Raw genomic sequence first — 21,009 nt, forward strand, 5'->3', positions numbered from 1 at the left:
ACCGCAGCCGGTCCCGTCGTGCTGCACGTCGACTGGACCCGCTGCCGGGGACGCGGCCTGTGCACCGAACTGTTCGCCGAGCGGCTGGTGCGCGACGAGTGGGGCTACCCGATCGCGCGGGACGGCACCGGCACCCGCGACGTGCCGGTGCGGCCGGACGAACGCGCCGCCGCTGCGGACGCGGTGGCGATGTGCCCGCTGCAGGCGTTGCGACTGGTGGGGAAGTGAGCAGGGACGCGGCGAGCAGTGGTCCTCAGTACCAGTGCGGGTTGACGCTCATCTCGTGGCCCCACGCACCGCACGGCGACCCGTACGCGCTCTTGATGTAGGCGAGTCCCCAGTTGATCTGCGTGTTCGCGTTCGTCCGCCAGTCCGCCCCGGCCGCCGACATCTTGTCCGCGGGCAGCGACTGCGGGATGCCGTAGGCGCCGCTCGAGGCGTTCAGCGCGTTCGCCCGCCAGCCGGACTCCTGCGTCCACAGCGACACCAGGCAGGAGAACTGGTCGTCGCCCCAACCGTACGAGCCCAGGGCGCTCCTGGCGTAGGCCTGCGCGGCCGCGGGGTCCACGACGACACCGCCGGTGCTCGGGTAGCTCGTGCCGCCGCCGGCGCTGGTGCTCCCGCCGTTGCCGGTGTCGGTGCTCGCCGACGCTGCCGCCGCCTGTGCCGCTGCGGCCGCCGCACGCTTGCGCTGCTGTTCGGCCTTCTGCGCCGCCACCTTCTGCCCGAGCTCGTACCCTGCGGCCTGCTTCGCGGTGGTGTCCCGGAGCGACGCGAGCTGCGCGTACAGCTCGTCGCTGTGCTGCTCGGTCGACTCGACCGCGGCGTTCGCCACGGACTCGGCGGACTTCGCCGCCGCGGACCGTTCCTCGGCCGCCTCCGCACGCGTCGCGCGTTCGGTCTCGGCGCGTTCGGCCTGTTCGTGCAGTGACGATGCCGTGCCGGCCGCGACGGACGCCTCGTCCATCACGCCGGACCACGTGGACGACAGCTGGTCGAGCGCGCCCAGCTGGTAGAGCAGCTGGTCGGGGTTCCCCGCGGTCGCGATCCGGGTGGTCATCTGGTTCGTGCTGCCGTCGCGGTACAGGTTCGCCGCCAGTTGGCCGGCACGTTTCTGGGCCCGGTCCGCCGTCTCCGTCGCGTGCTGCGCCTGGGCCTGGAGGCTCGTGGCGGCCTGGGTGGCCTCCGCCAACTCCGCCTCGGCCGCGTCCGCCTTCGACGAGGCCGTCAGCGCGGCCTGCGACTTCGCCGCTGCTTCGTCCTGCGCCGACTGCAGCGCGGCCTGCACCTTGGTGACCTCGGCGCGCTTGGCGGTCTCGTTCCCCTTGGCCTGCTGCACGTCCTGCCAGGTCGGGTACTCCGTCGCGGACGCCGGGACAGCGGTGAGGACCGGGGCGACGAGCGCGCCGACGACCACGGCGGCCGCGACGAGCACGCCCCGCGAGGGGGTGAGACGCATGGCAGCAGGTTACCGAGGCTCGCCCGGCCGTCAGCGAGCCGCGCCGCCGATTCCCTGTGGACTGGTAAAGTCCATCGTGTCCGAGGACCGTTTCCCCGGATGTTCGACACAACACTGCGCAGGCCGGGCACGGAGCTGGTCATCGGTGGTGGCTCGCGGGCCGGAACGGTTTCCCGAGTGCTTCTACTGCTGGCCAGACATGCGTCCGGAACGATCGGCGCGCACGCACCATCGAGTGCCGTCGCCACGGCCTGCCGAACACTCATCAAGGAGGCACCCTTTTGGAGGGTCCCGAGATCAAGTTCGCCGAAGCCGTCATCGACAACGGCAAGTACGGCAAGCGCACCGTCCGGTTCGAGACCGGTCGGCTCGCACAGCAGGCGCAGGGCGCGGTCGCCGCGTACCTCGACGAGGAAACGATGCTCCTCTCGGCCACCAGCGCCGGCAAGCACCCGCGTGAAGGATTCGACTTCTTCCCGCTGACCGTCGACGTCGAGGAGCGCTCCTACGCCGCCGGCAAGATCCCCGGTTCGTTCTTCCGCCGCGAAGGCCGCCCGTCGACCGAGGCCATCCTGGTCTGCCGACTCATCGACCGGCCGCTGCGCCCGTCGTTCGTCGACGGCCTGCGCAACGAGGTCCAGATCGTCATCACCGTCCTGAGCATCGCTCCGGACGAGTTCTACGACGCGCTGGCCATCAACGCCGCGTCCGCGTCGACGCAGATCTCCGGTCTGCCGTTCTCCGGCCCGATCGCCGGTGTGCGCCTCGCGCTCATCCCGGGTTCGAACGGCACCGACCAGTGGGTCGCGTTCCCGAAGGCATCGCAGCTCGCCGACGCCGTCTTCGACCTCACGGTCGCCGGCCGTGTCGTCACCGACGAGGCGGGCAACGAGGACGTCGCCATCATGATGGTCGAGGCCGAGGCCACCGAGCACAGCTGGGAGCTCATCCAGGGCGGCGCCACCAAGCCCGACGAGGCCGTCGTCGCGCAGGGTCTCGAGGCGGCCAAGCCGTTCCTCAAGTCCCTCGTCGACGCCCAGGCGAAGCTCGCCGCGCAGTCCGCCAAGGAGATCCAGGACTACCCGGTCTTCCCGCCGTACGCGCTCGAGGTCTACTCGGCCGTCGAGGCCATCGCGCTCTCCGAGCTCGGTGACGTCTACAAGATCGCCGCCAAGACCGAGCGCCAGGACGCCGACGACGCACTCAAGTCGCGCGTCAAGGAGGCCATCGCGTCGAAGGTGTCGGCGGGCGAACTGCCCGAGGTCGCCAACTCGCAGGTCAGTGCCGCGTACAAGTCGGTCACGAAGAAGGTCGTCCGCGGCCGCATCCTGACCGAGCAGGTCCGCATGGACGGTCGCGGCCTCGCCGACATCCGTCCGCTCGACGCCGAGGTCGCCGTGATCCCGCGCGTCCACGGTTCGGCGATCTTCCAGCGCGGCGAGACGCAGATCCTCGGCGTCACCACGCTGAACATGCTCAAGATGGAGCAGCAGATCGACTCGCTGTCGCCCGTCACGAAGAAGCGCTACCTGCACCACTACAACTTCCCGCCCTACTCGACCGGTGAGACCGGCCGTGTGGGTTCGCCGAAGCGTCGCGAGATCGGGCACGGCTTCCTCGCCGAGCGCGCCCTCGTGCCGGTGCTGCCGACGCGTGAAGAGTTCCCGTACGCCATCCGTCAGGTCTCCGAGGCGCTCAGCTCCAACGGCTCGACCTCGATGGGTTCCGTCTGCGCCTCGACCCTCTCGCTGCTCAACGCCGGTGTGCCCCTCAAGGCCCCGGTCGCCGGCATCGCGATGGGCCTGGTGTCCGACACCGTCGACGGTCAGACCCGCTACGCGGCGCTGACCGACATCCTCGGTGCCGAGGACGCCCTCGGCGACATGGACTTCAAGGTCGCCGGTACCTCGGAGTTCGTCACCGCGATCCAGCTCGACACCAAGCTCGACGGCATCCCGTCGACGGTGCTCGACGCGGCGCTGAAGCAGGCCAAGGAGGCCCGCTCGGCCATCCTCGGTGTGCTGAACGAGGCGATCGACGCCCCCGACGAGATGGCGGACACCGCTCCTCGCGTCATCTCGGTGCAGATCCCCGTCGACAAGATCGGCGAGCTGATCGGCCCGAAGGGCAAGACGATCAACGGCATCCAGGACGAGACCGGTGCCGACATCTCGATCGAGGACAACGGCACCGTCTACATCGGTGCCGTCGACGGACCGTCGGCCGAGGCCGCTCGTGCGTCGGTCAACGCGATCGCGAACCCGACCAACCCGGAGATCGGGGACCAGTTCCTCGGCACCGTCGTGAAGATCGCCACGTTCGGCGCCTTCGTGTCGCTGCTCCCGGGCCGTGACGGTCTGCTCCACGTCTCCGAGGTGCGCAAGCTCGCCGGTGGCAAGCGTGTGGAGAACGTCGAGGACGTCCTGGGCGTCGGCCAGAAGGTCCTGGTCGAGGTCACCAAGGTGGACGACCGCGGCAAGCTGTCGCTCGCGCCGGTCGTCGCCGAGGAGTCGGACACCGACTCCAGCGGTGCCCGCGAGGAGTCGACGGACGCCACCGTCTGATCCACCCCTGGCACACGAACGGCCGTCGTCCCTTCCGGGGCGGCGGCCGTTCGTCGTGCAGGGCGGCCCGTGCCGAGACTCGGACTGGGCGACAGTTCTCGGGCACTGGGGCCCGAGAACTGTCGCTGACGCCGAGTCTCGGCCGAGCCGCGGGTGGCCGCCGGTCAGGCGGTGGGGGTCTCCTGCGTGCCGACGAGCTGCGCGCGACCGAGCAGGTGCTCACGCAGGACGAAGCCGACGACCGCGGGCGTCGCGTCGGCCGGCGCCTCGAGCAGCGGCACGTCGAGGGCGCTCAGCGTGAAGAAGTAGCGGTGCACGCCGTGGCCCGCGGGCGGAGCGGCGCCGAGGAACGTGTCGGTGCCGAACTCGTTGCGGCGGCGGAGTGCCTCGGCCGGCAGCAGGGCGTCGTCGGTGCCGGCGCCGGCGGGCAGCGAGGTCGCCGAGCCCGGGATGTCGGTCAGGCTCCAGTGCCAGAAGCCCGAGCCGGTCGGGGCGTCGGGGTCGTAGACGGTGAGAACGAAGCTCTTCGTGCCCTCGGGAGCGCCGGACCACTCGAGTGCGGGGGAGCGGTCCTCGCCACCCGCGTCGGTGCCGCGCGCCGAGGTCGGCAGTGCGCCGCCGTCGGTGAAGTCGGGGCTGGTCAGGGTGAACGAGGGGACCTCGGGGAGGTTCCAGTTGGGGTCGTTGGCCATGCCCCCAGCCAACACCCGCAGCCTCGGCGGTCGCCCGACGCGGCCGCCCGACGCGGCCGCCCTGTCCGAACTCCGCCGAATGACCGGGAACGGTGGAAGCGCCCCCTGATCGGGGGTATCTTCACCCCACGATCGACCAACCCGCCGATCGCGATCACGCCGACCCGTTTCCCTGCAGCGTCGGTGGGGTCCCGTGCTGCCAGCACGACATGAGGACAACGATGTTCGACAAGCGTTTCATCCACCACGCCATCGATCGCAGCGCCGAGAACGCGCTCGACCGACGACGGTTCTTCGCAGCCGCCGGCGTCGCCGGCGCCTCAGCCGGCATCGCCGCGCTCGGCTCGTCGGTGCTCACCACCGACCGCGCCGCCGCCACCCCGGAAGAGGACGGTGCCGTCTCCGACGCCGCCATCCTGAACTTCGCCCTCAACCTCGAGTACCTCGAGGCCGAGTTCTACCTGCGTGCCGTGTTCGGCGCGGGGCTCGCCGACAGCATGATCACCGGCATCGACCCACAGGGGCCGGTGATCGGTGGCAAGAAGGTGCCGTTCAAGACCGCGGCCATCCGCGGCATCGCCACCGAGATCGCGAACGACGAGCGCGCGCACGTGGCGTTCCTCCGATCCGCCCTCGGCGGTGCGACGGTCTCACGTCCGAAGATCGACCTCGTGTCGAGCTTCACCGCGGCGGCGCGCGCTTCGGTGTGGTCGGCCCGACCGGCACCTTCGACCCGTTCGCCAGTGAGGAGAACTTCCTGCTCGGGGCGTACATCTTCGAGGACGTCGGGGTCACCGCCTACAAGGGGGCCGCGCCGCTCATCACCAGCAAGACGTACCTCAGTGCCGCGGCGGGCATCCTCGCCGTCGAGGCCTACCACGCCGGGATCATCCGGTCGAAGCTCTCGGACAAGGGGCTGCAGGCGCCGGCGAACAAGATCTCCGACGCCCGTGACTCGCTCGACGGTCCGACCGATGACGACCAGGGGGTGACGACCCGGTCGGGAGCGGTGAACCTCGTGCCGACGGACGCGAACTCGCTCGCCTACGGCCGCACTGCGGAGCGTGTCCTGAACGTGGTGTTCCTGAACCCGAACCAGATCGACAAGGGCGGGTTCTTCCCGGACGGCGTCAACGGGTCGATCGTCTCGAGCGGCAACCCCGGAAGCGCCACCGGACCGGCCTGATCCGCGCGACGCGACCGGTCGCGGTGAGCGCGACCACAGTGCGGACGGGAGGCACGGTGCCAGCTGGCACCGTGCCTCCCGTCCGCTCGTGGTCGCGAAAGCGACGGACGTCCGTCACGTCGGCGAGTCCGTGCCGCGAGGGCGACAGTCTGCCGCGAACAGTTCGCGGCAGACTGTCGCTTTCGCGGCAGCCGGGTGGCAGCCGGGAGGGCGTCGGCGCGGGCGTCGGCCGGGTGTCAGGCGGCGAGGACGCGGTCCACGACGCGACCGAGTGCGGCCGTCGCCGCGATGGCGTCACCGGCGTAGGCGCCGGCCATCGCACCGTCGCGCGCGAGCATGAGCTCGTCGGCGCCGTCGCCGGGCAGCTGGTGTCCGGACTCCTGCAGCAGGGTGGCGAGCCGGTCGGTGTACCAGTCGCGGTGCGTGGCGACCACCTCGCGCACGGGGTCTCGGGGGTCGTGGTACTCGGCGGCGGCGTTGAGGAACGCGCACCCGCGGAAGTCGGGGTCGTTGACCTCGTCAGCCAGGGCGGCGACCCACGCGCGGACCGCTGCGGCGGAGGAGCCGGCGTCGGTGACGAGCTGTTCCAGGCGTTCCTGCACGCGCTCGTGCTGCGTGCGGATGTAGGCGAGGATCAGGTTGTCCTTCGACCCGTAGTGCTTGTAGAACGTCGCCTTCGTGACGCTCGCCTCGGAGATGAGGCGGTCGACGCCGACGCTGTGGATGCCCTCTTCGTAGAAGAGTCGCGTGGCCGTCCCGAGGATGCGGACCTTCGCGCCGCCGGAGCGGGGAGTCGGGGGGACGCTCGACCCGTCCGGCGACGCGAGGTTCGTGCTCGGACCGAGGAGACGCTGGACGGCCGGTTGGGGGGAATCGACCGTCACAGCGTGGCTCCTTGGTTCATCGGCTCCGCGACCGAGTGGGGGGACTCGTGGCCGCGAGGACTGATGTCCCGAGCCGCCGGATCGGAACTTAGGGGGCTTTCGATCCGGCGTGAACGACTGTACCACAAGGAGGACAGACAGACGAGTCGGTCTGTCCGCAATTTCTGTACCCCTCTTCGAGTGACAGTCTGCGGGCCTGTGGAAACTGGGCGGTGGGCTCCGGAGCATCAGTAGGCTCGTCTGCGATGAACCAGCCAGTGCCACTGCCGCTCGGGGCCCCGGACACGTCCTTCCTGACGTCCGGAGGAGCCTTCGTCCGCCGCACCGTGCTGCCGTCGGGTGTCCGCGTGCTGACCGAAGCCGTGCCCGGTGCCGCTTCGACGAGCATCGGGTTCTGGGTCGGCGTCGGTTCGCGCGACGAACGCGACGGCCAGTTCGGATCGACCCACTTCCTCGAGCACCTGCTGTTCAAGGGCACCGAGACCCGGTCGGCGCTCGACATCGCGATCGCGTTCGACTCGGTCGGCGGCGAGCACAACGCCGCGACCGCCAAGGAGTACACCTGCTACTACGCACGGGTGCGGGACGCCGACGTCCCGATGGCCGTGCAGGTCATCGGTGACATGGTCACCGGTTCGGTGCTCGACCCCGAGGCGTTCGCCGTCGAGCGCGGCGTCATCCTCGAAGAACTCGCGATGGCCGCCGACGACCCGGCCGACGTCGCGGGTGAAGCGTTCTTCGCCGCGGCCTTCGGTGGACATGCGCTGGGTCGCCCGATCGGCGGGACCCCGGACAGCATCCGCGCGGTCCAGCGGGACGAGGTCCTGGCGCACTACCGCGAGCACTACGCGCCGAACGGCATCGTCGTGACCGCCGCCGGAGCCGTCGACCACGACCGGTTCTGCGACGCGGTCGCCGCGGTGTTCCACGACGCCCCGCACGCCGAGCCGCTCGCACGCCGGACGCCGCAGACCGTCGCCGACCCCATCGAACCGAAGCTGTCGGTGGTCCACCGTCCGACGGAGCAGGTCAGCATGCTGCGCGGCTCGCAGGGGCTCGACCTGCGCGACGACCGCCGGCCGTCCCTCAGCGTCCTGAACGCCGTGCTCGGCGGGGGCATGAGCTCCCGGCTCTTCCAAGAGGTCCGCGAGCGACGCGGCCTCGCCTACGCGGTGTCGTCCTTCGCGCCCGCCTACCTCGACAACGGCGCCTTCGGCGTCTACGCGGGCTGTGCGCCCGACAACGTCCCCGGGGTCATCGAGATCATCGACGCCGAGTTCCGCCGCATGGTGGACGACGGCATCACCGACGACGAGCTCCGCCGCGCCAAGGGCCAGATCGAGGGCGCCCTGACGCTCTCGCTCGAGGACTCCGACGCCCGGATGACCCGCCTCGGCCGGTCCGAGCTCGGCACCGGGGAGTACACCGACCTGTCGACCGCACTGGAGCGTGTCGACCGGGTCACCACCGACGGCGTGCTCGAACTCGCCCGCGACCTCCTGACCCGCCCGACGATCACGTCGGTGGTCGGGGCGGTGCAGCAGGACGAGCTCGCCGCAGCGATCGGGATGGGCAGCTGAGCACGGACATGTCCCACTACCTGTACCTCGTCCGGCACGGCGAACACCAGGACGCCGAGCACGGCCTCCGCGACGGCAAGCTGTCGGAGCGTGGCAAGCGCCAGGCGATGCTGGTCGCCGACCGACTCGGCGGGCTGCCGTTCGACGGCGTGTACCACTCCCCGTTGGAGGCCCCGAGCGAGACTGCCGCGTTCCTGGCGCAGCGACTGCCGTCGATCCAGCCCGAACCGTCGACGCTGCTGTTCGACTGCGTCCCCTCCGGCCCGACCCCGGACATGCCGCACGCCTACCAGGGATGGTACGGCGGCGTCACGGAAGAGGAGATCATCGCGGGCCAGGCGCAGATGGGCGACGCCGTCTCCGAGTGGTTCACCCCGGCGCGCGAGGACCGGCACGACCTGCTCATCACCCACAACGCCGTGATCGGCTGGTTCGTGCGCGAGGCGTTCCAGGCGCCCGAGTGGCGCTGGATGGGCACGAACGTCGCGCACACCGCGCTCACGATCATCCGGATCCGCTCCGCGAAGCCGGCCGAGGTGGTCGCCCTGAACGACCTGGCCCACCTGCCGGTGGAGCTCCGCACCGGGCTGCCGGTCGACCAGCCCGTCTAGCGTCGGGCGCTGGCCGGTGGTCGGCGTCGACCGGGAGGCCCGTGGCGGCTCAGACGATCGGCTTGCGGGCCGTGCGCTTGCGGAACCAGGCGGTCGCGTTCGGGTTGTCGTTGAACGGCGCGACGCGCTCGTAGCCCTGGCTGCGGTACATCGCGCCTGCGGCGACGAGCGAGTCGTTCGTGTCCAGCACGATGCTCGTCGCCCCCAGCGCGGCGCCCTCCCGTTCGAGCGCGTCCATCAGCGCCGTGGCCACGCCCTTCCCCGGCCCGCCGGGGTGACGAAGACGTGCTTGACCTCGAACCGGACGTCCGTGGTGGTCGCGTCGGGGTCGTCCGCGATGCGCCGCAGGCCGCCGCAGCCGACCGCGACCCCGTCGTCGTACGCCACCGCGAAGACCCCGTTCGGCGGCGTGAACTCCGCCGCCGGGGTGCGCTTGCGCGAGTACGCGCCCTGCGCACTGGGGAACGTCGCCTCGCGCTCGTCGAGGTACGCGTCGAGCAGGACGTCGACCTCGGGCAGATCGGCCGGCACGGTCCTGACCTCGACTGACATGCGTCGATCCTAGGATGGACCGCATGGTCACTCCCGTCGCCGTCGTCGGCGCCACCGGTCGTCTCGGGGGCCTCGTGGCCTCCGTCGTCGAGGAACTCCCGGAGTTCGAGCTCGTCGCCCGTCTGTCGTCGAAGGACGGTGCCCACGAAGCACCGCCGTCGGTGTTCGGCGGCGCCGCGCTCGTCGTGGACGTGACGGTGCCGGCGCTCAGCCCCGCGATCGTCGAGAACGCGCTGTCGAGCGGGGCGAACGTCCTCGTCGGCACGTCCGGGTGGTCCGCCGACCGTCTCGCGAAGCTCCGCGCCGCCCTGCAGGAGCGTCCCGACCAGGGCGTCCTCGTGGTGCCGAACTTCTCGATCGGGTCGGTGCTCGGCACCCACCTCGCCACCATCGCGGCGCCGTGGTTCCCCTCCGTCGAGATCGTCGAGACGCACCACGCCGGCAAGATCGACTCTCCGTCCGGCACCGCGGTGCGCACCGCCGAGCTCATCGCCGAGGCCCGTCGCGACGTCGGCCCGGTCGAGGCCCTGCACGTCGACCAGCGCGCCCGCGGCCAGCAGGTGGCGAGCGTGCCGATCCACTCGCTCCGGCTGCCCGGGGTGAAGGCCGTGCAGGACGTCCTGCTCAGCGGCCCCGGCGAGACCCTGACGATCCGGCACGACACCAACGACGACGTCGCCTACGTCGCCGGGATCCGTGCGGCGTTGTCCGCTCTCGGATCCGCCCGCGGGCTCACCGTGGGCCTCGGCAGCGTCCTCGGCATCGGCTGACCCGGTGGGACGTGCAGCGCGTGCCGGTCGCGCGATCCGGTTGCCGTTCTGGGGCGCAGCGCTGATGACCCTGCTGCTGGCGCTCTACATCGTGCTCGTCGGGCAGCGGGCCGTGGCGTTCATCGCCACCGGCATCCCGATCGGGATCGGCATCGGCGTCGCCTTGTTCATCGTCGCCGGGATCGGGGCGCTGTTGCTCGTGCTCGAGTTCCGCTTCGGCATCCGGATCACTCGGCTCGGATCCCGGCTCGAGGCGGAGGGCGGTGCACCGGAGGACGTCGTGCCCGTGCGTCCGTCCGGCCGTCCGACGCGCGAGGCCGCTGACGAGCTCTTCCCGCAGTACAAGGCCGCCGTCGAGCAGGACCCGGCGGACTGGCGCGCCTGGTACCGGCTCGGGGTCGTCTACGACGCCGCGGGGGACCGCAAGCGCGCTCGAGCCGCGATGCGCACGGCTCTGTCGCGGTCGAGCGTCTGAGGCCCGGTCAGAGGACCGCGTCGACGGCGTCCACCGCACGCGTGTAGCGGAACGTGTAGCCGGACTCGAGCAGCTTCGTCGGCACCATCCGCTGACTCGACAGCAGCATCTCGTCGGCGGCGTCCTGCAGCGCCAGGCGCAGCGCGAACTCCGGGATCCGGAACAGGTACGGCCGGTGCAGGTCCTCGGCGACCCGCTTCGTGATCCGGTCGGCGACGACGGCTTCCGGCCCGGCCAGGTTCACCGGCCCGCTGACCCCGGACGCCGACGGGCTCGTCGCCAGGTGCACGATCGCCCTGACCTCGTCCTCGAGCGCGATCCACGGCCAGTGCTGCCCGCCGGTGCCGAGGCGACCGCCGAGCCCTGCCCGGGTTAGCGGGATGAGCGGAGCGAGCGCGCCGCCGCCCTCGCCGATCACGATGCCCGTGCGCAGGGTGACGACCCGGACGCCCTCCGGAGCCGCGTTCGCCGCGGATTCCCACGCGGTGCAGACCTCGGCGAGGAACCCGGTCCCGGGTGCCGCGTCGTCCTGCAGGACGTCCGCCGGACGGTCGCCGTACACGCCCGACGCCGAGCCGGACAGGAACAGCGCCGGGGGAGTGCTGGCGTGCCGCATCGCCTCGACCAGGGTGTCGGTCGCGTCGACGCGGGAGCGCCGGATCTCCTCGCGGTACTTCGCGGTCCAGGGCAGCTTGCCGATGTTCGCCCCCGCCAGGTTGATCACCACGTCCGCACCGTCGACGATGGCCGGGTCGAGCGGCCGGCGGCCCGGAGCCCATCGGAACTCGGTGGCCGTGTGCGGCTCGCGCCGGACGAGCGTGGTCACGTGGTGGCCCGCCTCGCGCAGCGCGCGGACGAGCGGGGTGCCGATGAAGCCGGACGCGCCGGCGATCAGGATCGAGAGGGTTCTGCCGCCGTGTCTGCCATGCCGGCAACGCTACTCATGCTGCCGGAGGCTTTCGCCGACGTAGGCTTCTGTGTGTGAGCGACAGCGAGACCGTGCAGCCCGACCCCACCGTGTCGACCCCGTACGAGGACCTGCTCCGCCGGGTCCTCACCGAGGGCACGCCGAAGGGTGACCGCACCGGCACCGGGACCCGCAGCCTGTTCGGCGCGCAGCTCCGCTACGACCTGTCGAAGGGCTTCCCGCTCGTGTCGACGAAGCGCGTGCACTTCAAATCGATCGCGTACGAGCTGCTCTGGTTCCTGCGCGGCGACGGCAACGCCACCTGGCTGCAGGAGCACGGTGTCCGGATCTGGAACGAGTGGGCGGACGAGGACGGCGACCTCGGCCCCGTCTACGGCGTGCAGTGGCGCTCGTGGCCGACCCCGTCCGGCGAGCACGTCGACCAGATCGCCCAGGTCATCGACCAGATCCGCACGAACCCGGACAGCCGCCGGCTCATCGTCTCGGCGTGGAACGTCGCCGACATCCCGGAGATGGCGCTCGCACCGTGCCACGCGTTCTTCCAGTTCTACGTCAACGACGGCAAGCTCTCGTGCCAGCTCTACCAGCGCAGCGCCGACATGTTCCTCGGCGTCCCGTTCAACATCGCGTCGTACGCCCTGCTCACCCACATGATCGCCGCGCAGACCGGCCTCGAGGTCGGCGACTTCGTCTGGACCGGCGGCGACTGCCACGTCTACGACAACCACGTCGAGCAGGTCGAGGAGCAGCTGTCCCGCACGGCGTACGCCCTGCCGACGCTCGAGCTCGCGCCGCGCGACTCGATCGACGACTACGAGTACGAGGACTTCACCGTCGTCGGCTACCACCACCACCCGGCGATCAAGGCCGCGGTCGCCGTCTGATGATCGGCATGGTCTGGGCCCGGTCGACCGACGGGGTCATCGGGGCCGACGGCGGCATGCCGTGGCACGTGCCCGAGGACCTCGCGCACTTCAAGCAGGTCACCGGCGACGGCACGGTGCTCATGGGCCGCCGCACCTGGGAGTCCCTGCCGGAGCGCTTCCGCCCGCTGCCCGGTCGGCGCAACGTCGTGCTCACCCGCGACGCGTCCTGGACTGCCGACGGTGCCGAGGTCGTCCACGACCTCCGTGCTGCGCTCGACGGTGCAGCCAGCTCCGTCTGGGTCATCGGCGGCGGCCAGGTCTACGCCGCGGCGCTGGACCGTGCCGAGCGCGTGTCCGAGACCGTCATCGACGTCGACGTGCCCGGCGACACCGTCGCACCGACGCTCGGCGAGGCGGCCGGATGGACGCTCACCGACGAGGGCCCGTGGCAGGTGTCCCGCACCGGGCCCCGTTACCGCTTCCTCGAGTGGCGCCGCAGCGCGTCCTGACCGACAGCGGCGCGCGGTGCCCCGTGCTCGCGCCCGCTCGCGGGCGTCGCGCCCCGGTGAGTCGGGGCGCGACGGCCGTTGCGGGGCGCGACGCGGGCCGGGACCCGGGCGTGAGCGGCGGGGCGGAGGCGATCCGGGCCTCCCGTCCGCGCCGCAGGCAGGCGACCGTCCGCCCGGACGGCGGCCATCGCGCACATCCCCGGTACGCTGGTGCCCGTGTCCCCGCGTGAGAATCCCTTCGGTCAGGTCCTCGTCGCCCTCGTGACCCCGTTCACGGCCGACGGCGAGGTCGACTGGCCCGGCGTCGAGCAGCACATCGACGACTGCATCACCGCCGGCGCCGACGGCATCGTCGTCACCGGCACTACGGGCGAGACGAGCACCCTGACCGACCCCGAGAAGCTCCGTCTGGTCGAGGTCGGGAAGTCCGTCGCCGCCGGCCGCGCGAAGATCATCACGGGTGGCGGTTCGAACGAGACCGCGCACGCGATCCACCTCTACAAGCAGAGCGAGAAGGCCGGCGCCGACGGCGTGATGATCGTCACGCCGTACTACAACAAGCCGACCCAGTCGGGGGTGCTCACCCACTTCCGGATGATCGCCGACGCCACCGACCTGCCGGTGATCCTGTACGACATCCCGGGGCGCACCGGCATCCCGATCACGTACGAGACGATCGTGCGGGCGTCGCACCACCCGAACATCCTCGCCGTGAAGGACGCCAAGGGCGACTTCGCCGAGGTGTCCCGCGTGCTCAACAACACCGACCTCATGTACTTCTCCGGCGACGACACCAACGTGCTCCCGCACCTGTCGATCGGCGCGACGGGCCTGATCGGCGTCACCGCGAACATCACGAGCACGCCGTACCGCACCATCATCGACGCCGTGAACCGCGGCGACCTGGCGACCGCCACCGCCGAGCACAAGCGCGTCGAGCCCCTCGTCCGCGCCGTGATGACCCACGTGCCCGGCACGGTCGCGGCGAAGTACATCCTGCACGGGCTCGGCCGCATCGGCAGCCCGCGCGTCCGTCTGCCGCTCGTCGGCCCCGAGGACTCCGAGGCGTACGCCATCGAGACCTCGCTCGAAGCCGTGCGCGACGTGCCCGGCGCCGACTTCTCGAACTTCCGCCCCGACCGCAACGCAGCGGCCGGCGGCGCACTGCCAAAGGTGCCAGGCACCACCCGCTAGCGAACACCGCGGCGCGCTCCTCGCGCGTCGCCTGAATCCGTAGGACCGAATGCCCACACAAGTCTCCACACCGCAGCCGCTCGAACCCGGAACCCTCCGCGTCATCCCCATCGGGGGACTCGGCGAGATCGGTCGCAACATGACCGTCTACGAGTACGAGGGCAAGCTGCTCATCGTCGACGCCGGCGTGCTCTTCCCCGAGGAGCACCAGCCCGGGGTCGACCTGATCCTGCCGGACTTCGCGCCGATCCGTGACCGTCTCGACGACGTCCTCGGTGTCGTGCTCACGCACGGCCACGAGGACCACATCGGTGCCGTCCCGTACCTGCTGAAGCTCCGCGACGACATCCCGCTGATCGGCTCCACGCTGACCCTCGCGCTCGTCGAGGCGAAGCTCAAGGAACACCGGATCAAGCCGTACACGCTCGTCGTGGCCGAGGACCAGACCGAGCAGCTCGGCCCGTTCCACCTCGAGTTCGTGGCCGTGAACCACTCCATCCCGGACGCCCTCGCCGTCTCGATCACGACCCCCGCCGGTCGTGTCCTGCACACGGGTGACTTCAAGATGGACCAGCTCCCGCTGGACGACCGCATCACCGACCTCCGCGCGTTCGCGCGCCTGGGCGAGGCCGGCGTGGACCTGTTCCTGCCGGACTCGACCAACGCCGACGTCCCGGGCTTCACCGCTCCGGAGCGCGACATCGGCCCGGTCCTCGAGAACATCATCACGCGCGCCCGCAAGAAGGTCGTCGTGGCGAGCTTCTCGTCGCACGTGCACCGTGTCCAGCAGGTCCTCGATGCCGCCGCGGCCGCGAACCGCAAGGTCGCGTTCATGGGGCGCTCGATGATCCGCAACATGACCATCGCCGCCGACCTCGGCTACCTCCGGGTGCCCGAGAACGTCCTCATCGACACGAAGAAGGCGAAGAACGTCCCCGACGACCAGATCGTCTACATGTCGACGGGGTCGCAGGGCGAGCCGATGGCCGTGCTCGCGCGCATGGCGAACCTCGAGCACCAGATCGAGATCGGCGAGGGCGACACCGTCATCCTCGCCTCGTCGCTGATCCCGGGCAACGAGAACGCCGTGTACCGCGTCATCGACGGGCTGACGAAGCTCGGCGCGAAGGTCGTGCACAAGGGCAACGCCAAGGTGCACGTCTCCGGACACGCCTCGGCCGGCGAGCTGCTCTACTGCTACAACATCCTGCGTCCGCGCAACGTCCTGCCCGTGCACGGCGAGCACCGCCACCTGTACGCGAACGCCGACCTGGCGATCCAGACGGGTGTGCCGCCGCGCAACGTGATCCTCGGGCAGGACGGCATCGTCGTCGACCTGAAGGACGGCGTCGCGACGGTCGCCGGGCAGCTCGACATCGGCTACGTCTACGTCGACGGCTCGACCGTGGGCGAGATCACCGACGCCGACCTCAAGGACCGCCGCGTGCTGTCCGAAGAGGGCTTCATCTCGGTCTTCGCCGCCGTGGACTTCACCACCGGCCAGTGCGTCATCGGCCCGGAGATCCAGTCGCGCGGCTTCGCCGAGGACGACTCCGTGTTCGACGACGTCCGCCCCCAGATCGCCAAGGCGATCGCCGAGGCGGCCGCCAACGGCACGCGCGACTCGCACGCGTTCGCTCAGGTCGTCCGCCGCACGGTCGGCCGGTGGGTCAACACCAAGCACCGTCGTCGTCCGATGATCGTCCCGGTGGTCATCGAGGCGTAGCGCGTCAGTCGCGTCAGTCGCGTTCATCGCGGTCGACCGGGAGGCCCGTCCAGCGTCCGTCACGGATGCTGCGGCGGGCCTCCCTTGGTTTGTCCTGAGTGGGGATTAGGGTTCTGCCCATGGCCGGAGGCACCAAGTCGACCACGCGCTCGCGCGCGTCCACGTCGTCCCGTGGGAACGGGACGCGCGGTTCGTCGCGCACCCAGGCCACGACGAAGAAGCTGCCGCAGGCGGCACCGACACCGGTGTTCCGCGAGCAGAACCCGCTCGTGACGTTCTGGCTCGCGATGGCGCACGGCGTCGGCGCGATGTTCCGACTGCTCGGCAAGGAGTCCCTCGAGAAGGACCAGCGGCGTGACGGGTTCCCGTTCCTGCTGTTCGTGCTGGCCATCGCCGGCGCGGTCGTCGAGTGGCTCAACCCGACGAACGGCGTGTCGGTCGCGCTCGACGCGTACACGTTCGGCGGGCTGTTCGGTCGGTTGGCGTTCGCCCTGCCGGTGATCATGATCGTCTTCGCCGGGTGGCTGTTCCGGCACCCGGCCTCGGTGCACGACAACACCCGGATCGGCATCGGCCTGGGGATCCTGCTCGTCGCGATCGCGTCGCTCTGCCACGTCTTCGGCGGGCAGCCGAGCGCCGCCGACGGCATGCCCGCCCTGGCTGCGGCCGGCGGTGTGCTCGGCTGGGTCGTGATCGGCTGGCTCGTCACGATCGCGACCGCCTGGGTCGCGGTCCCGGTGGCGATCGTGCTGCTCGTCCTCTCGCTCTTCATCATCACCAAGACGCCGCCGAACAAGGTCGGGCGTCGGCTGCACGAGCTGTACGCGTACCTGTTCGGAGCCCCGGCCCCGGCCGCCGAGCCCGAGGCCGAAGCGGCAGCAGCGGCGCCCGCCACCCGCACCAAGACGGCCAAGCGCGGCAAGAAGGGCGACACCGACTTCCAGCTCTTCGACGACCTCGGCTTCGGCGACGAGCAGGCTGCTGCCGACGGTGACGCCGCCGGAGACAACGTGCCGTGGTGGCGGCGGAACAAGTCCGGGCGCGAAGAGGACCCGGCGTACGACAGCCCCGTGCTGCCCCCGGCCACCGGTGTCGCACCGACGGCCCCGCCCGCGGCGGCGGCTGCACCCGCTGCCCCGGTGGTCAACCCCAACGCGGGCGCTGCCGCCGGCCTCGTGGACCTGACACCGGCCGAACCCGCCTCGGTCAACCTCAACGACTCGGTCGAACAGGACCTGCAGGTCGCCGAGCAGGCCCTGCGGGACTTCGGCACCGACGTCCCCGCGCGTCCGGAGCCGACCGCGGCGATCCGCCCCGCGGTGCCCGACGTGGTCGCGGCCCCCTCGTCGAGGACCCCGCCGCCGACGAGCCCGAGGAACTCTCTGCGGCGGCGACCGACGACGACCCGTCGAAGCCGTACCGCCTGCCGGCCGCCACCACCCTGAGCTCCGGCACCCCCTCGGTCGCCCGCAGCCAGGCGAACGACGACATCGTCGCCGCCATCACCGGCGTGCTGACGGAGTTCAAGGTCGACGCGAAGGTCACCGGGTTCTCCCGCGGCCTGACGGTCACCCGCTACGAGATCGAGCTCGGCCCGGGTGTCAAGGTCGAGCGCGTCACGGCGCTGTCGAAGAACCTGTCGTACGCGGTCGCCTCCAACGAGGTCCGGATCCTCTCGCCGATCCCGGGCAAGAGCGCCATCGGCGTCGAGATCCCGAACTCCGACCGCGAGATCGTGTCCCTCGGCGACGTGCTGCGCTCGAACGCGGCGCGGAAGTCGAAGCACCCGATGACGATCGGCGTCGGCAAGGACGTCGAGGGCGGCTTCGTCGTCGCGAACCTGGCGAAGATGCCGCACCTGCTCGTCGCCGGTTCGACCGGTTCCGGCAAGTCGGTCTTCATCAACTCGATGATCACGTCGCTGCTCATGCGGGCGAAGCCGTCCGAGGTCCGCATGGTCCTGGTCGACCCGAAGCGCGTCGAGCTCTCGATCTACGCGGGTGTCCCGCACCTCATCACGCCCATCATCACGAACCCGAAGAAGGCGGCCGAAGCGCTGCAGTGGGTCGTGAAGGAGATGGACATGCGGTACGACGACCTGGCGTCGTTCGGGTTCCGCCACGTCGACGACTTCAACAAGGCGATCGAGAACAACGAGATCGTCCTGCCCGCGGGCAGCGAGCGGAAGCTCAAGCCGTACCTGTACCTGCTCGTCGTCGTCGACGAGCTCGCGGACCTCATGCTCGTCGCCCCGCGCGACGTCGAGGAGTCGATCGTCCGCATCACCCAGCTCGCCCGTGCCGCCGGCATCCACCTGGTGCTCGCGACGCAGCGCCCGTCGGTGGACGTCATCACCGGTCTGATCAAGGCGAACGTGCCGTCCCGCATCGCCTTCGCGGTGACGAGCGTCACGGACTCCCGTGTCATCCTCGACCAGCCCGGCGCGGACAAGCTCATCGGTCAGGGCGACGCGCTGTTCCTGCCGATGGGGTCGTCGAAGTCCCTGCGCGTCCAGGGAGCGTGGGTGCAGGAGGGCGAGGTCGCCGAGGTCGTCCAGCACGTCACCCGCCAGGCCCAGCCCGAGTACCGCCAGGACGTCCAGGCCGTGGTCGAGCGCAAGGAGATCGACGCCGACATCGGCGACGACCTCGAACTGCTGCTCGCGGCGGTCGAACAGGTCGTCTCGACGCAGTTCGGCTCGACCTCGATGCTGCAGCGCAAGCTCAGGGTCGGCTTCGCCAAGGCCGGTCGCCTGATGGACCTGATGGAGTCCCGCGACATCGTCGGGCCGTCCGAGGGGTCGAAGGCCCGCGACGTGCTCGTCACCACCGACCAGCTGCCCGCGGTGCTCGCGAAGCTCCGCGGCGAGGAACCACCGGCCGCTCCGGCGCCCGCGGCCCCCGTGCCCGGCCCGAGTGACGACGGCGACCGCTACGGCGCCGACCCCGTGGGCGACATGACCCGCGGGTACGATGAAGTGCACGACGAGCCCGATGAGGACGCGTGGGGACTGACGGGCAGGGAGTGAAGGCGATGACCGCCTCGGACGGCACGGACACGACACACGGCGCGAAGTTCCCCTGGCGCGGGCGACTGCTCCGCAAGGGTCCCGGCCCCGCATCGACGGCGAACGTCGCGAACATCATCACCGTGGTGCGCATCCTGATGGCGCCGCTGTTCTTCGTGCTGCTCCTCGCCGATGCCGGCAACGACGGCCCGCTGCGCATCTGGGCGGCGATCGTCTTCGTCGTCGCGATCGTGACCGACAGCGCCGATGGCATCATCGCCCGGCGGCAGAACCTGGTCACCGACTTCGGCAAGCTCGTCGACCCGATCGCCGACAAGGTCCTGATCGGCGGCGCGCTCGTCGCCCTGTCGATCCTGGCCGAGCTGCCCTGGTACGTGACGGTGCTCATCATGGTGCGCGAGATCGGCATCACGGTGTTCCGCTTCGCGGTGCTGTCGGACCGGGTGATCCCGGCCAGCCGTGGCGGCAAGATCAAGACCGTGCTGCAGGCCGTCGCCCTGACGTCGGCACTGTTCCCGTGGTGGGAGCTCGTCGGTGACTGGGCGCACTGGGTGAACGTGGTGCTGATGAGCGCCGCCTTCCTGGCGACCGTGCTCAGCGGCATCGACTACCTGTACCAGGCGTGGAAGCACAACCGGACCACCGCGTGACGCAGGCCGACGACGCGACCGGCGCCGTGCCTCCCGGCCCTGCCGACACGGTCGACGCGATCGCGCGGGACCTGGTCGCAGACCTGACGCGTCGCGGTGAGACCGTCGCCGTGGCGGAGTCGCTCACCGGCGGGCTGGTGGTGTCGACGCTCGTCGCCGTGCCGGGGGCGAGTGCGGTGGTGCGCGGGGGAGTCGTGGCGTACGCGACGCTCGTCAAGCACACCGTGCTCGGGGTGTCGTCGGCGTTGCTGGCGGCCAACGGGGCCGTCGATCCCGAGGTCGCGCGGCAGATGGCGGCCGGTGTCCGCATCGCGCTGTCCGTCGACGGTGAGCCGGCGACGTGGGGGATCAGCACGACCGGTGTCGCCGGGCCGGACCCGCAGGACGGCAAGCCGGTCGGCACCGTGTACGTCGGCATCGCGTCGGCGGACGGCGCCACTGCCTGGGAACTCCACCTCGACGGGGACCGCGGTGCAATCCGCACGGCCTCCGTCTCCGAACTCCTGACACGGATGTCGTCCGTGGTCCGGGGCCGGGAATAGGTCCCGTTTCCACTGGGTTACATCTCACGCAATCTCCAGCAGGACGGCAGCCAGCCTGGTTAGCATGCTTCAACCGGCAACGCTAAAGTTGCTGAACCCGAACTCGATCCTCCGGATCGGGCGGGCGCGGAGACGACAGAGAGGAGGAGTTCTCATGGTTCTCGTTCGTCAGGAAATCGGCGATGTGCTTCGGGACTTCCGCTTGCAGAAGGGCCGGACCCTCCGTCAGGTCGCGTCCAAGGCCAGTGTGGCTCTCGGGTACCTCAGTGAGGTCGAGCGTGGTCAGAAAGAGGCCAGCTCGGAGATCCTCGCGTCCGTCGCGGATGCGCTGGACACCCCCATCTCCACGATCATGCGCGAGGTGGGCGACCGCCTCGCGATCGTCGAGGGACTCACTCCCGTCCCCGACACGCTCCCGGACGACCTCGTCGCCGAGTTCGACAACGACCTCGCGGTGCGCTGAGCGCCTCGCACCGAACGCCCCCGCCGGAACCTCCCGGCGGGGGCGTTCTGCGTCCGGGGACGCTTTAGGCTTGTCGGATGCGGGTGAGTGAGTTCTGGCGTGCCGTCGACCAGGTGTTCGGCGAGGCCTACGGGTCCGTGGTCAGCCGTGACGTCGTGCTCGAGGAACTCGGTGGCCGCTCGGCTGTGGACGCCCTCGCCGCCGGCATCGACGCCCGTCGGGTGTGGGACGCCCTCTGCGATTCGCAGGACGTCCCGCTCGACCGGCGGCACGGCAAGGGGTTGGCCGAGCCGCAGAACTGAGGCGTCCGCGCTCAGTCACGCCGCCGTC

Annotated in this window: 22 protein-coding genes and 2 pseudogenes; 18 read left to right on the forward strand and 6 right to left on the reverse strand. The window is 70.7% G+C overall.

What is annotated here, in order from left to right:
- Window positions 1-18 precede the first annotated feature (18 nt).
- A complete protein-coding gene (locus ACZZ0J_RS19165; protein ID WP_463438019.1) occupies window positions 19-228 on the forward strand; it encodes a ferredoxin in 210 nt (69 codons plus the stop codon).
- Window positions 229-253: 25 nt separating this feature from the next.
- Here the strand turns inward: ACZZ0J_RS19165 and ACZZ0J_RS19170 are convergent, their stop codons facing one another.
- Window positions 254-1,459 carry a coiled-coil domain-containing protein gene (locus ACZZ0J_RS19170; protein WP_463438020.1) on the reverse strand — a complete coding sequence of 402 codons (1,206 nt, stop codon included), beginning with the start codon at window positions 1,457-1,459 and terminating at the stop codon, window positions 254-256.
- Window positions 1,460-1,740: 281 nt separating this feature from the next.
- On the opposite strand from ACZZ0J_RS19170, the gene ACZZ0J_RS19175 reads away from it, so the two are divergent.
- Window positions 1,741-4,023: a polyribonucleotide nucleotidyltransferase gene (locus ACZZ0J_RS19175; protein WP_463438021.1), complete on the forward strand. Its 2,283-nt coding sequence runs from the start codon at window positions 1,741-1,743 to the stop codon at window positions 4,021-4,023.
- Window positions 4,024-4,187: 164 nt separating this feature from the next.
- On the opposite strand, the gene ACZZ0J_RS19180 is transcribed toward ACZZ0J_RS19175, so the two are convergent.
- Window positions 4,188-4,715 carry a YbhB/YbcL family Raf kinase inhibitor-like protein gene (locus tag ACZZ0J_RS19180; RefSeq protein ID WP_194648089.1) on the reverse strand — a complete coding sequence of 176 codons (528 nt, stop codon included), beginning with the start codon at window positions 4,713-4,715 and terminating at the stop codon, window positions 4,188-4,190.
- 221 nt (window positions 4,716-4,936) lie between these two features.
- Between ACZZ0J_RS19180 and ACZZ0J_RS19185 the strand changes: the two are divergent.
- Both ACZZ0J_RS19185 and ACZZ0J_RS19190 read left to right on the forward strand, forming a co-directional pair.
- Window positions 4,937-5,299 (forward strand): annotated as a pseudogene (locus ACZZ0J_RS19185) (ferritin-like domain-containing protein); the annotation flags it as partial.
- 122 nt (window positions 5,300-5,421) lie between these two features.
- Window positions 5,422-5,901 (forward strand): ferritin-like domain-containing protein, encoded by a 480-nt coding sequence (locus tag ACZZ0J_RS19190; protein WP_463438022.1) that lies wholly within the window; start codon window positions 5,422-5,424, stop codon window positions 5,899-5,901.
- 236 nt (window positions 5,902-6,137) lie between these two features.
- Here ACZZ0J_RS19190 and ACZZ0J_RS19195 read toward each other — a convergent pair whose 3' ends face one another.
- Window positions 6,138-6,785 carry a TetR/AcrR family transcriptional regulator gene (locus tag ACZZ0J_RS19195; RefSeq protein ID WP_463438023.1) on the reverse strand — a complete coding sequence of 216 codons (648 nt, stop codon included), beginning with the start codon at window positions 6,783-6,785 and terminating at the stop codon, window positions 6,138-6,140.
- Between the two features lie 245 nt (window positions 6,786-7,030).
- On the opposite strand from ACZZ0J_RS19195, the gene ACZZ0J_RS19200 reads away from it, so the two are divergent.
- A complete protein-coding gene (locus tag ACZZ0J_RS19200; protein WP_123293916.1) occupies window positions 7,031-8,365 on the forward strand; it encodes a M16 family metallopeptidase in 1,335 nt (444 codons plus the stop codon).
- An 8-nt stretch (window positions 8,366-8,373) separates the two neighbouring features.
- Window positions 8,374-8,976, forward strand: coding sequence for a histidine phosphatase family protein (locus ACZZ0J_RS19205; protein ID WP_111084585.1), 603 nt, complete (start codon window positions 8,374-8,376; stop codon window positions 8,974-8,976).
- A gap of 49 nt (window positions 8,977-9,025) precedes the next feature.
- Here the strand turns inward: ACZZ0J_RS19205 and ACZZ0J_RS19210 are convergent, their stop codons facing one another.
- Both ACZZ0J_RS19210 and ACZZ0J_RS19215 read right to left on the reverse strand, forming a co-directional pair.
- On the reverse strand, window positions 9,026-9,229 hold the full coding sequence (locus tag ACZZ0J_RS19210) for a GNAT family N-acetyltransferase (protein WP_463438024.1): 204 nt from the start codon (window positions 9,227-9,229) through the stop codon (window positions 9,026-9,028).
- The gene (locus ACZZ0J_RS19215) at window positions 9,214-9,528 is read right to left on the reverse strand and encodes a hypothetical protein (RefSeq protein WP_463438025.1); all 315 of its coding nucleotides are present in this window, start codon (window positions 9,526-9,528) and stop codon (window positions 9,214-9,216) included. The genes ACZZ0J_RS19210 and ACZZ0J_RS19215 overlap by 16 nt, the downstream gene beginning before the upstream one ends.
- A 23-nt stretch (window positions 9,529-9,551) precedes the next feature.
- Here ACZZ0J_RS19215 and ACZZ0J_RS19220 point away from each other — a divergent pair, with 23 nt between their 5' ends.
- Both ACZZ0J_RS19220 and ACZZ0J_RS19225 read left to right on the forward strand, forming a co-directional pair.
- Window positions 9,552-10,298: a 4-hydroxy-tetrahydrodipicolinate reductase gene (locus tag ACZZ0J_RS19220; protein WP_463438026.1), complete on the forward strand. Its 747-nt coding sequence runs from the start codon at window positions 9,552-9,554 to the stop codon at window positions 10,296-10,298.
- A gap of 4 nt (window positions 10,299-10,302) precedes the next feature.
- Window positions 10,303-10,773, forward strand: coding sequence for a tetratricopeptide repeat protein (locus ACZZ0J_RS19225; protein WP_463438027.1), 471 nt, complete (start codon window positions 10,303-10,305; stop codon window positions 10,771-10,773).
- 7 nt (window positions 10,774-10,780) lie between these two features.
- Here the strand turns inward: ACZZ0J_RS19225 and ACZZ0J_RS19230 are convergent, their stop codons facing one another.
- Window positions 10,781-11,671 carry a TIGR01777 family oxidoreductase gene (locus ACZZ0J_RS19230; protein WP_463438232.1) on the reverse strand — a complete coding sequence of 297 codons (891 nt, stop codon included), beginning with the start codon at window positions 11,669-11,671 and terminating at the stop codon, window positions 10,781-10,783.
- An 83-nt stretch (window positions 11,672-11,754) separates the two neighbouring features.
- On the opposite strand from ACZZ0J_RS19230, the gene ACZZ0J_RS19235 reads away from it, so the two are divergent.
- From ACZZ0J_RS19235 to ACZZ0J_RS19280, 10 genes and pseudogenes are all read left to right on the forward strand, one after another.
- Window positions 11,755-12,585: a thymidylate synthase gene (locus ACZZ0J_RS19235; RefSeq protein ID WP_463438028.1), complete on the forward strand. Its 831-nt coding sequence runs from the start codon at window positions 11,755-11,757 to the stop codon at window positions 12,583-12,585.
- Entirely contained in the window at window positions 12,585-13,076 is a 492-nt protein-coding gene (locus ACZZ0J_RS19240; RefSeq protein WP_463438029.1) for a dihydrofolate reductase, read from the forward strand. Before ACZZ0J_RS19235 ends, ACZZ0J_RS19240 begins: the two co-directional genes overlap by 1 nt.
- A 216-nt stretch (window positions 13,077-13,292) precedes the next feature.
- Window positions 13,293-14,270 carry a 4-hydroxy-tetrahydrodipicolinate synthase gene (gene dapA / locus ACZZ0J_RS19245; RefSeq protein WP_111084638.1) on the forward strand — a complete coding sequence of 326 codons (978 nt, stop codon included), beginning with the start codon at window positions 13,293-13,295 and terminating at the stop codon, window positions 14,268-14,270.
- A 49-nt stretch (window positions 14,271-14,319) separates the two neighbouring features.
- The gene (locus ACZZ0J_RS19250; protein ID WP_123341033.1) at window positions 14,320-15,996 is read left to right on the forward strand and encodes a ribonuclease J; all 1,677 of its coding nucleotides are present in this window, start codon (window positions 14,320-14,322) and stop codon (window positions 15,994-15,996) included.
- Between the two features lie 119 nt (window positions 15,997-16,115).
- Complete coding sequence (locus ACZZ0J_RS19255) at window positions 16,116-17,441, forward strand: DNA translocase FtsK 4TM domain-containing protein (RefSeq protein WP_463438030.1); 1,326 nt, start codon at window positions 16,116-16,118, stop codon at window positions 17,439-17,441.
- Window positions 17,402-19,024: pseudogene (locus ACZZ0J_RS19260) on the forward strand (DNA translocase FtsK); the annotation flags it as partial. The gene ACZZ0J_RS19255 and the pseudogene ACZZ0J_RS19260, both read left to right, overlap by 40 nt.
- Before the next feature lie 5 nt (window positions 19,025-19,029).
- On the forward strand, window positions 19,030-19,674 hold the full coding sequence (gene pgsA, locus ACZZ0J_RS19265; protein ID WP_463438031.1) for a CDP-diacylglycerol--glycerol-3-phosphate 3-phosphatidyltransferase: 645 nt from the start codon (window positions 19,030-19,032) through the stop codon (window positions 19,672-19,674).
- On the forward strand, window positions 19,671-20,216 hold the full coding sequence (locus ACZZ0J_RS19270; protein ID WP_463438032.1) for a CinA family protein: 546 nt from the start codon (window positions 19,671-19,673) through the stop codon (window positions 20,214-20,216). Before pgsA ends, ACZZ0J_RS19270 begins: the two co-directional genes overlap by 4 nt.
- 154 nt (window positions 20,217-20,370) lie before the next feature.
- Window positions 20,371-20,679, forward strand: coding sequence for a helix-turn-helix domain-containing protein (locus ACZZ0J_RS19275; RefSeq protein WP_027464765.1), 309 nt, complete (start codon window positions 20,371-20,373; stop codon window positions 20,677-20,679).
- A gap of 77 nt (window positions 20,680-20,756) precedes the next feature.
- Entirely contained in the window at window positions 20,757-20,981 is a 225-nt protein-coding gene (locus ACZZ0J_RS19280) for a DUF3046 domain-containing protein (RefSeq protein WP_123293908.1), read from the forward strand.
- The last annotated feature ends 28 nt before the right edge of the window (window positions 20,982-21,009 follow it).

It is taken from the genome of Curtobacterium sp. AC272 (assembly GCF_979258155.1).

What these genes read in the sequence shown, in the direction of transcription:
- ACZZ0J_RS19280 (WP_123293908.1), top strand. Translation starts at nt 20,757, where the DNA reads ATGCGGGTGAGTGAGTTCTGGCGTGCCGTCGACCAGGTGTTCGGCGAG.
- ACZZ0J_RS19170 (WP_463438020.1), bottom strand. Translation starts at nt 1,459, where the DNA reads ATGCGTCTCACCCCCTCGCGGGGCGTGCTCGTCGCGGCCGCCGTGGTC.
- ACZZ0J_RS19200 (WP_123293916.1), top strand. Translation starts at nt 7,031, where the DNA reads ATGAACCAGCCAGTGCCACTGCCGCTCGGGGCCCCGGACACGTCCTTC.
- ACZZ0J_RS19240 (WP_463438029.1), top strand. Translation starts at nt 12,585, where the DNA reads ATGATCGGCATGGTCTGGGCCCGGTCGACCGACGGGGTCATCGGGGCC.
- ACZZ0J_RS19180 (WP_194648089.1), bottom strand. Translation starts at nt 4,715, where the DNA reads ATGGCCAACGACCCCAACTGGAACCTCCCCGAGGTCCCCTCGTTCACC.
- pgsA (WP_463438031.1), top strand. Translation starts at nt 19,030, where the DNA reads ATGACCGCCTCGGACGGCACGGACACGACACACGGCGCGAAGTTCCCC.
- ACZZ0J_RS19255 (WP_463438030.1), top strand. Translation starts at nt 16,116, where the DNA reads ATGGCCGGAGGCACCAAGTCGACCACGCGCTCGCGCGCGTCCACGTCG.
- ACZZ0J_RS19250 (WP_123341033.1), top strand. Translation starts at nt 14,320, where the DNA reads ATGCCCACACAAGTCTCCACACCGCAGCCGCTCGAACCCGGAACCCTC.
- ACZZ0J_RS19215 (WP_463438025.1), bottom strand. Translation starts at nt 9,528, where the DNA reads ATGTCAGTCGAGGTCAGGACCGTGCCGGCCGATCTGCCCGAGGTCGAC.
- ACZZ0J_RS19275 (WP_027464765.1), top strand. Translation starts at nt 20,371, where the DNA reads ATGGTTCTCGTTCGTCAGGAAATCGGCGATGTGCTTCGGGACTTCCGC.
- ACZZ0J_RS19220 (WP_463438026.1), top strand. Translation starts at nt 9,552, where the DNA reads ATGGTCACTCCCGTCGCCGTCGTCGGCGCCACCGGTCGTCTCGGGGGC.
- ACZZ0J_RS19205 (WP_111084585.1), top strand. Translation starts at nt 8,374, where the DNA reads ATGTCCCACTACCTGTACCTCGTCCGGCACGGCGAACACCAGGACGCC.